We start from the raw sequence: 8,456 nt of genomic DNA, 5'->3' as shown, positions 1-8,456 counted from the left end.
CTTGGCGGTTACGATGAGCCAGAAACCCTCTCTTATCAAATCGACCTAAACTGTCCCATGGGCGCTGACGTCAGACAACTTGTAGCAGTGCGCACTCGGTTGGTTCGGATTTCTGTTGAGCTTTCGAACCAGATCCGCGGCATCATGAAGGCATTTGGGTTGATTGTTCGCGCGGGAAAGGGAAGCCGCTTCGAAAACAGTGTCAGGGAGCTTCTTTCAGATCAGGACGAACTCGCCGCCGTTGTCATTCCAATGCTGCAGACATGGAGCAGTGTGCGCATCCGTGCCGCGGAACTCACTCGGCGGCTGGCTGCTATGGCGCGCCGAAGCCAGGCATGTCGAATTCTCATGTCTATCCCTGGCGTCGGCACCATCACGGCAACCTCCTTTGTCACCGCAATTGAAGAGCCGAGTAACTTTCGAAAGTCACGCTCGGTCGGCGCGTGGCTTGGGTTAACACCTCGACGCTATCAATCCGGAGAAGTCGATTATGAGGGTCACATATCCCGACGCGGCGACCGTCATTTGCGAGGACTTCTCTATGAGGCTGCCACCGTTATTCTGGCCCGCAGTTCATCCGCTCCATGAGCTTGATCTTCAGCTCTTTCATCAGCCCGGCATCGCCGAGCAGGTCTTCAGGGCGCTCCACGCCCTTCAGCAGTTCGTCCAGGATTTCCTTCGAGATGCTCATTCATGCTTCCTTTCGGTGAAGCATGGACCGGATCAGCCATACACAAAAGGTCGGACACTCTCGTCGGCTGGCACTACATCGCGCCTGGAAAACCCATGCAGAATGCCTTTGTGGAATCGTTCAACGGCAAGCTGCGGGACGAATGCCTGAACGAACATATCTTCGGCAATCTCGCTGAAGCTCGAAAGATCATTGAAACCTGGAGGATCGACTACAACACCCAGAGACCACACACGGCACTTGGCGGACTGGCTCCAGCCGTTTACGCCAATCTCAACCGTGCCACCCGGCCTGCTTCGCTTGAGCTACGCGAGGGCTCCGCTCAGCAGGCCTTGACCGCAACCTAATCAACAGAAAGAAACGCGAACGGATTCTACATCCAAACGGCCCGGATCAGGGGGCTGGGTCACTCCGACACCAACTACCCTCCTTAGTCAGGCCAAGGTGTCCGGTCAAAATGTGGGCCAGTTCAAATGCAGCGTGTATTCACGCTGTGTGTTGGCACACAAATTTGGAATGTGAATAAGTTCAGGTTGCCAATTATTTTGCAAGCCGCAGGTAAAAAAGCACTTGAAAACTAGCTGGTTAATCGATTTTCTCATGATAAAAAGAGCACATCAGAGGGATTGACTCTACATTTATATATCAGGACTTAGGTTATGAAAGATGCACTAAAATTGGCTGCGGTGGTGAGCAGCCTCATCTGACAGGTCCGGTTTGATTGACCAGCTTACGTTGCAACTCCAAGCGGACCTTTCAGCTATTTTCGAAGTACTGGATGTTATCCTGGTCGTGACTCAGCAGGGAAGGGTTTTAGAATCTGTGTGAGCTGGAAAATTATTGAAAGCCGATGTCAAAGCTGGCTTTCAATCGGAAGCCAGCCGGAAACTTTAGCAATCAATTTGCGCCAGATCCCTGCTGATGGTTCTTGAGGCAATAGCTTGTTGCTCTTTGACGCAGTTTCTTCCCACTGTAGTTTTCCGGCTTCACTTATCGACACCTTGTAGGTGTAGATCGGTAGAGCCGCATCCAGCTGTTTCTGAATTTCTTCGGCAAGGCTCGGGCTGCGGATCAACATTCCGATTTCCGAGTTCTGCCGAACGGACCTTGGATCAACATTTGCAGATCCCACGAAAACATAAGCCCCATCTATCAAAGCAATTTTTGTATGAAGGGTCAGCGGTATTTCCACTCCCTCATTCGAACGCGAAGTACTGGCACGAACCTCAAAGAAGTTTGCCCCGGCCAATAACAGGCGTTTACGATACCTTGCATAATGGCCATGGGTGTAGGGATGGTTGGTTGAGGCAAGAGAATTTGTCACTATCGTAACATCAATGCCGTTTCGGACCAGCTTTTCCAAATACTGCGTGCCGTAATCCTCAGGAATAAAGTAAGGGGTCACTACCGTGACACTACTTTCTGCGCGTCCCAGGCTGTTATAAAAGGCATCCCCTACCGCAAAAGGTCCGATGCCAGAAGGCGTGCGAAGTTTCTTAGGATCATCGGCTACGATACGCGCGCGACCAAAGTGGACAGGCACCTGACCATTTTCGAGCTGTCTTATATACTCAGAACCCAGAGCCCGTTCATAAATAGAAACTTCTTGATCCAGAGCGCGTGCATGAAACTGTTCATATGCCTCGCTCAGAGGGGCAACGTCTCCATCATGGACAGTAGAAAAAGGCAAGGACCAGGCGTCGTTCCAATACGTGTCAAAAGTTTCGGACAATTTTTGAACGGGGTAGCCAGCGACAAAGAGATCGAAGTCGGCAAAGTCGTATTGCGTTCCTAGACTGAAATATTCGTCCGCAATGTTTCTGCCGCCTATAATCGCGAAACTGCCGTCCGTGATCATCACCTTGTTGTGCATACGGCGGTTTACTCTGGAGAAATCCAAAAGGAAATTAACAGCTACGGTACTGTTTCGGGACAGTGGATTGAAAACGCGAATTTCCACGTTTGGATGTGCGTTTAGGGACGCAATCTGATCATCACGTGCTGTCGTGAAAACGTCATCGAACACCAGTCTGATTTTCACGCCGCGTTCTGCCGCGGAATACAGGGCAAGCCACGTCAGTGAACCGGCCAAATCGGGCTTGATTAAAAAAGTTTGTAAGTCAATTGAGCTTTCCGCCGTCTCGATCATTCGCAACCGCGCTCCAAGAGCATCATTGCCGTCGAACAAAGGTGCCGTTGCTATTAATTGAGTGTCCTGACAAGTCAGGTCAATCACGATTTTCTGAGCACGGGTTCCGTCTGCCGGGATAGCCCGGGAACTCTCCCTCGGTGTATCGAACGGAACATAAGTACAGCTGCCAATAATGAGCAGCAGACAAGATCCAAAGAGGAGTTTTAGTGTGACCCTCATACGTAATACCTGTTGGGCAGTAGCAGCTACGGCATGAACATGACTGTGCTTAACCAACCTAATTGACCCGAAGAAATCAGGCCCGGAAAGTTTATGGAAAGCAAGTCTGGTTGCAAACTCAAGGTGTTTTCCGCGTTCTTCAAACAGCACCCCAAATTAATGTTCAGCGCCCACCAGCTTGATCCCTTGTTTTGGGTCGGGTTTCGAGGATAGGCTGAGACATCGACATGTCAATCGTTTCGGTCTCGGATGTTGTTTGGGCTAGGGCATAACGTCTGAGCAGCTTCTATTACATCGAACCAAAGAAGATGGTTGGCATCCGGATTGAAGTGCCGTCCACTCGTCTGAGAATGTGGGCGTGAAAACGGATTCCTCCGCAATTCGGGAATATCTGGCCCATCAGGTCGCCAGTTCCCGGGTAGATTTGGGCTTGGGGAATTGCTCTGATTTGAGGGCTGTTGCATTGTCGTGGTAATCCCAACGATAAAGCGGAGGGCCGATATTCCTCGACTGGTCAATGGCTATCAACTATATATTGTGCAAAGGTTTTCACCTTCAGGACAGGATCACGACGGTTGTTTAACTTGGTCATATTCGACAAAGTGAAGCGGGCAACGCCAGTTCTAGTTTTGGTAGTTTTTCTGTTCAGCATACTTGCCGCCTGTGAGCGTGAAAAACCGAAACCATCAAGCGAGCTAAGTCCTCAGGTACTATTGGCCGACGCAAAGAATGGCGAAGGAATTGATCCATCGAAATACAAAGGCGACATCGAATTTCTACTGCCCAGTGAAGTCCCTGTTGGCAATGAGATGTTCAATGTTGCATTTTATGCAGGTTTGAGCCCTGCGACCGAAACCCGTTTACGAGTAAACGCCATGGTCGACCTCAGGGCAATTCAGGCACGCTTCCCGGAACTGGCATCGGGTGTCTATGACGACAATTGCTCGAGAGAAGTGTCGGTTCAGATTCTTGAGACTGAGGCGATTAAAAATCACGTCGAATTGCGTGGATCAATGTTTGTTCGGTTTTTTTCCTGTAGCCAGAATACCTCGGGCGAGGTGCGTGGCGGTCTTTGGCTGACGCAAGAAATCGACGCCAGAGCCAAGGTCGAAGCTTCCGTTGAAGAACAATGTGTACGCTTTTTTGTAGTTGAACTTGAATTGAAGCCTCGGGGGTTTACCGGCGCTATTGCGAAATTGTTTGGTGTCATTGAAGGCGCGCGCACAGAGATTCTCGAGCTAGCCGAAAGCTATTTTGATGCCAACCCAATTTGCCTGACGGTTCCTAAGGAACTGAAGCCGGTGTCACCGAAAGCCACACTCGTCCGAGCGCTCGAAATCGGCGAAGGTGGCATTGGAGCTGAAATTCAGGGGTCGATCGACACGGACGCAACCACACTTGTTAACCTGCTCAGCGTAATGGAGCTGAGCGATATTATCGAGGGACAGCAATGAGATACACACATTTGGCGGTGTTTCTCTTTGGCAGCATCAGCCTCGTTTCCCATTCCGCAGCACAGCAAGCAGAGTTTGACATAGAGGACACTCTGGTCGTCGGTGCAACTGAGATTGATTACGGTCTCAACCTGATAGTGACGCCGGTTTCGCCAACACGTGTTGGTGTCGAAGCCGTGCTTGATTTTACCGACTTGCAGACCCGATTGCCCGACATGCTTGCTGAAGAGCCAATCCTAGACTCCTGCGGAAGCCGAACCGATCTCAGTGAGTTTGTGGTTGAGGCACAAGATGAAATTGTCTCCCTCAGTGGGAAACTTGATACTCAATTCTTTGAATGCACCAAGACAGGGGAGAACGTCTTTGCGCGTGGCGAGCCGACAGACAAGTGGATTTTTGGCTTCTCGGCTTCAGCTACAGCTCGGTTTAGCGACAAGTGTGTCACATACGAGCTTGTAGACGCAGTTGTTCAACCACTTGAGCAATTACGGGATTTTGAAGGGTTTGTCGAAGATGTCGAAGCCCTGCGCGCTATACTATTTGAAGTCGCGGGACGCTTTTTAAGCGAAAGACCTTTTTGTCTGGCTTTTCCCGAGGAGTTCGACTCTTTGGATCCGGTGTATGAATCCGGCGGTCCACGTGAAATAGGAGATGGCGGTTTAGGGGCCTATCTAAAGGGATCCATTGATACCAGTACTACTACAATCATAGGAATACTGCACGTACTACAAGAGGAAGGTGTTGTCCCAGGCCCGCCGTAAGACTTTGTTGCGAAGCTTATTACCGACCGTAGAGATCTCGTCAGGGTTCTGTCGCAGATCGTGAGCACTACGTCATCCAAGTGCCATTTATCGTTCGGGCGCGGCCGATCTCGTCGAATACGATCTACTAAATGTTGGTCAAAACGAAAAACCTAATGTCGGATTGTCGCTCGGCTAGCATTCACGCCCCCTTTCGCGAGCAAATCTAAAACATCAGCGGTGCTCAAAGCAAAGCGATGTTAGGCCCAACCTGCGTAGGCGATGATTTCACGAGGAAAGCGAAAACCCTTCAGGCGAGGTATGTTGGTCGGAATCTTGATTCCAAGCGGATAGCGCGGGAAAGACTGTCAGGTAACTTGGCGATACCGGCAGCACAGAGAATTCTGGGCCTGGAATTGAGAGGAGTAAACAGTCCGCGAATATTTCTGGGAAACGACGTACTTTTCGCTAAGGTAAATGGAACGTTCTGAATCGTGGCGGGACGCGAAATCAGCAAGTTGTTGGCTGTCTGCCAGTTACGAGTATTCCGAAAGGAATTTACATGAAACTTTTTCTCATGACGTTCGGTGCTGCTTTGATGGCATCCACGGCGGCGTTTGCTCAATCCGCGGATCGCATCTTGTTGAATGGCACCATTGAAACGATGAACCCTGTTCAACCGATGGCCCAAGCTGTGGCGATAAAAGACGGTCGAATCCTGTTTGTCGGAAGCAGCGACGATGTACAGGCACATGCCGGTGACGGTACAGACGTCATTGATCTCGGAGGGAAATATGTCACTCCGGGTATGATCGAGTCTCACAACCACGTTGTACCATCTGCATGGACAACGAGCGGTGTAGATTTGACCAGCGCCCAGTCTATTGATGATGTCGGACGGTTGCTGAAGGAGCATGTCGAAGCCAATCCCAAAAAAACGGGGCCGCTGGTGGGATATGGTTGAGTGCCGACCAATATCGGAGGCTCTCCGCGCGGCCGATCTGGACAAGTGGAACCTGGGGCGCCCGACCATTGCCATCGGCAACTTTGTCCATGATGCGGCGCTGAATACCATGGCGATGGAGATGACTGGTATCAACAATGATACACAGGATTTTCAGCCCGGCGTGATGTATTGGGACCGCGATGTAGACGGCAATGTTACGGGGCTCCCCGTCGAGGTTGTCTACTTTCAGGCTTATGCGGATATCGGGGCGTGGGATCCCGAGAAAATCGTGCCGGAGTCGATCGACAAGCTGCAAGGGTACCTTGCATCCAAAGGGGTAACCACAGCCATGGTGCCAGGGCTGGTGACGCCTGCGGTGTCGATCAGCACCGAGCAGGGCAAAGCCGATATGCGGGAAATCATGCCCATTCTGCAAGACCGTGTAGACAGCGGCAAGGCGTGGATGCGCCTGAATGTCATGCCAATGTTCAAGCTACCGGACGCCGATCCCCAGGACGTGGTGGATTTCGCCCTCGAAATGCGTGAGATGTATGACACCGGCATGCTGCGGGTGGACAAGATAAAGATTCACCCGGAACTCGCCATCATGGCGCGTGGCGCGACCCAACTTGAGCCGTATCTGCCGGCCAATCCTGGTGATCCGTTGTCGTGGGGCTCATATGGCGTTTCCCCGGACAGGATGTTCGAAGTCGTCAACCGCGCCAATCACGCAGGTCTTGATGTAATCACCCATGCCGACGGCGCGCGCTTGGTCAAACGTCTTACGGATATCTATATTGGGGCGAAAAAAACCTATCCGGACGCACGGAACCGTCTGGACCACTTCTCGTCAATGGACCAGGACACGCTGGAGACGGTTGTGCTTCACAATATCCCGACCAATGCGACTCCAGTCTTCTACAATGAAGCCGACGCCGGTCCCGGGGGCAGCGGGCTCTTCTCGGTTGTGACGGAAGAATACGCGCGCAACGTCTACGGCAACTATTCGCGGATCGCGCAACGCTACGACAACCTTTCCCTGTCCGGCGACACACCCGGTTCGCCCATCGAGGCCGCATACCCGGCTTACCTGATGCAGCAGGCCATGACGCTGGTCGAGCCAACGATCCCCGACTCTAAACCGTTCCCGCCCCGGCAGCCGGCGATGACTATCGACCAGGTTTTGAACGCTTACACGATGGCGCCGGCCTGGCAGATGGGAATGGACGACGTGATCGGCTTGATCGAGGTTGGCAAATATGCCGACATAGCGATCTGGGAGAAGAACCTTCGCGAGATCGACGGAGCCAACATGATTGCTGAAGCCAACGTCCTCGGCACGCTTCTCAACGGTGAGTTTACGCATCGCGATGGGATATGAACGAGGCGAACCGAAGTAGCGAAAGAACGTTTCAAAACAGGTTATTGACTGCTGTAGCCGTCGACAATCAATGCAACATCTGAAAGGACGAAAAAATGATAAGAAAGGTGGTTTTTGCCGCACTTTTTGCAGCGACATTTTCGGGTGCGGATACCGCGCTGGCCTGTGATGCGGCATGTCAGGCAGCCCGTAAAGCGGCAAACCCGCTGGCTGATACAAAGGCACTGATAACTGACAACACCATTGCCTTCAGAACCGGTACAAATGACGAAGACAGCTACAACTTTCAGTTGCAGCCGGTCTACTCGGTGCCTTTGAACGACGCAACGCTTGTGCTGCGCGGCATCATACCGATCCAAGGTGTTCAGCCCGGTGCAGTTCTACCGCCCAGCAACAGTACACCATCACCTGAGCAGGACCTGACCTGGGGTATCGGAGACTCAACGATTCAGGCCTTTTATTCGCCGACACCTGGGGCAAGCGGGATTGCTTTGGGCTACGGATTACAGGTTTCTCTGCCTACACATACAAATGACGCACTACAAGGCGCAGGCTGGGGCGCAGGTCCCGCATTTGTCGTTTTTGGACAAACGGGAGATTTGTCCTGGGGCGGCGTGCTGGGCCATATGTGGGGTGAAAACGATTTCAACGTGACGATCCTCCAACCCATTTTGACCTATGGATTGGGGGAAGGCTGGTACTTCGGCTACAACAACGTGTTGTCCTACAATTGGAACGCGGCGAGCAATGACGAAGCATGGGCCGTACCGCTTGGCCTGACTGTCGGTAAGACTTCAACCGACATTCCCCAAGTGGCCTGGGTTCTGACGTTAAGGTCGCCTGACTGCGCCACCTGATCAAGCGTTTTTCCGC

Annotated in this window: 7 protein-coding genes and 3 pseudogenes; 7 read left to right on the top strand and 3 right to left on the bottom strand. The window is 52.0% G+C overall.

The genetic code is table 11. The features are described 5' to 3' along the window. Positions 1-69 precede the first annotated feature (69 nt). Positions 70-573 (top strand): annotated as a pseudogene (locus AC2FIR_RS23820) (transposase); the annotation flags it as partial. Here the strand turns inward: AC2FIR_RS23820 and AC2FIR_RS23815 are convergent. Further along, positions 557-691: a hypothetical protein gene (locus AC2FIR_RS23815; RefSeq protein ID WP_496763464.1), complete on the bottom strand. Its 135-nt coding sequence runs from the start codon at positions 689-691 to the stop codon at positions 557-559. The pseudogene AC2FIR_RS23820 and the gene AC2FIR_RS23815 sit on opposite strands and share 17 nt — an antisense overlap. A 14-nt stretch (positions 692-705) precedes the next feature. On the opposite strand from AC2FIR_RS23815, the pseudogene AC2FIR_RS23810 reads away from it, so the two are divergent. Further along, positions 706-1,038 (top strand): annotated as a pseudogene (locus tag AC2FIR_RS23810) (integrase core domain-containing protein); the annotation flags it as partial. A 506-nt stretch (positions 1,039-1,544) separates the two neighbouring features. On the opposite strand, the gene AC2FIR_RS23805 reads toward AC2FIR_RS23810, so the two are convergent. After that, entirely contained in the window at positions 1,545-3,212 is a 1,668-nt protein-coding gene (locus AC2FIR_RS23805) for a phospholipase D family protein (protein ID WP_496748160.1), read from the bottom strand. Between the two features lie 425 nt (positions 3,213-3,637). On the opposite strand from AC2FIR_RS23805, the gene AC2FIR_RS23800 reads away from it, so the two are divergent. Both AC2FIR_RS23800 and AC2FIR_RS23795 read left to right on the top strand, forming a co-directional pair. Then, positions 3,638-4,516, top strand: a complete 879-nt coding sequence (locus AC2FIR_RS23800; RefSeq protein WP_496748162.1) for a hypothetical protein — start codon at positions 3,638-3,640, stop codon at positions 4,514-4,516. After that, entirely contained in the window at positions 4,513-5,277 is a 765-nt protein-coding gene (locus AC2FIR_RS23795) for a hypothetical protein (protein ID WP_496748164.1), read from the top strand. The genes AC2FIR_RS23800 and AC2FIR_RS23795 overlap by 4 nt, the downstream gene beginning before the upstream one ends. Positions 5,278-5,324: 47 nt before the next feature. On the opposite strand, the pseudogene AC2FIR_RS23790 reads toward AC2FIR_RS23795, so the two are convergent. Next, positions 5,325-5,597: pseudogene (locus AC2FIR_RS23790) on the bottom strand (IS6 family transposase); the annotation flags it as partial. A 221-nt stretch (positions 5,598-5,818) separates the two neighbouring features. On the opposite strand from AC2FIR_RS23790, the gene AC2FIR_RS23785 reads away from it, so the two are divergent. From AC2FIR_RS23785 to AC2FIR_RS23775, 3 genes are all read left to right on the top strand, one after another. Further along, complete coding sequence (locus AC2FIR_RS23785; protein ID WP_496763462.1) at positions 5,819-6,220, top strand: amidohydrolase family protein; 402 nt, start codon at positions 5,819-5,821, stop codon at positions 6,218-6,220. Next, positions 6,171-7,583 (top strand): amidohydrolase family protein, encoded by a 1,413-nt coding sequence (locus AC2FIR_RS23780; RefSeq protein ID WP_496763458.1) that lies wholly within the window; start codon positions 6,171-6,173, stop codon positions 7,581-7,583. Before AC2FIR_RS23785 ends, AC2FIR_RS23780 begins: the two co-directional genes overlap by 50 nt. 95 nt (positions 7,584-7,678) lie before the next feature. Next, a complete protein-coding gene (locus tag AC2FIR_RS23775) occupies positions 7,679-8,440 on the top strand; it encodes a hypothetical protein (protein WP_496763454.1) in 762 nt (253 codons plus the stop codon). Positions 8,441-8,456 lie beyond the last annotated feature (16 nt).

Source organism: Ruegeria sp. CDSB136 (genome assembly GCF_059610965.1).
This window is presented reverse-complemented; position numbering and strand designations above follow the sequence as displayed.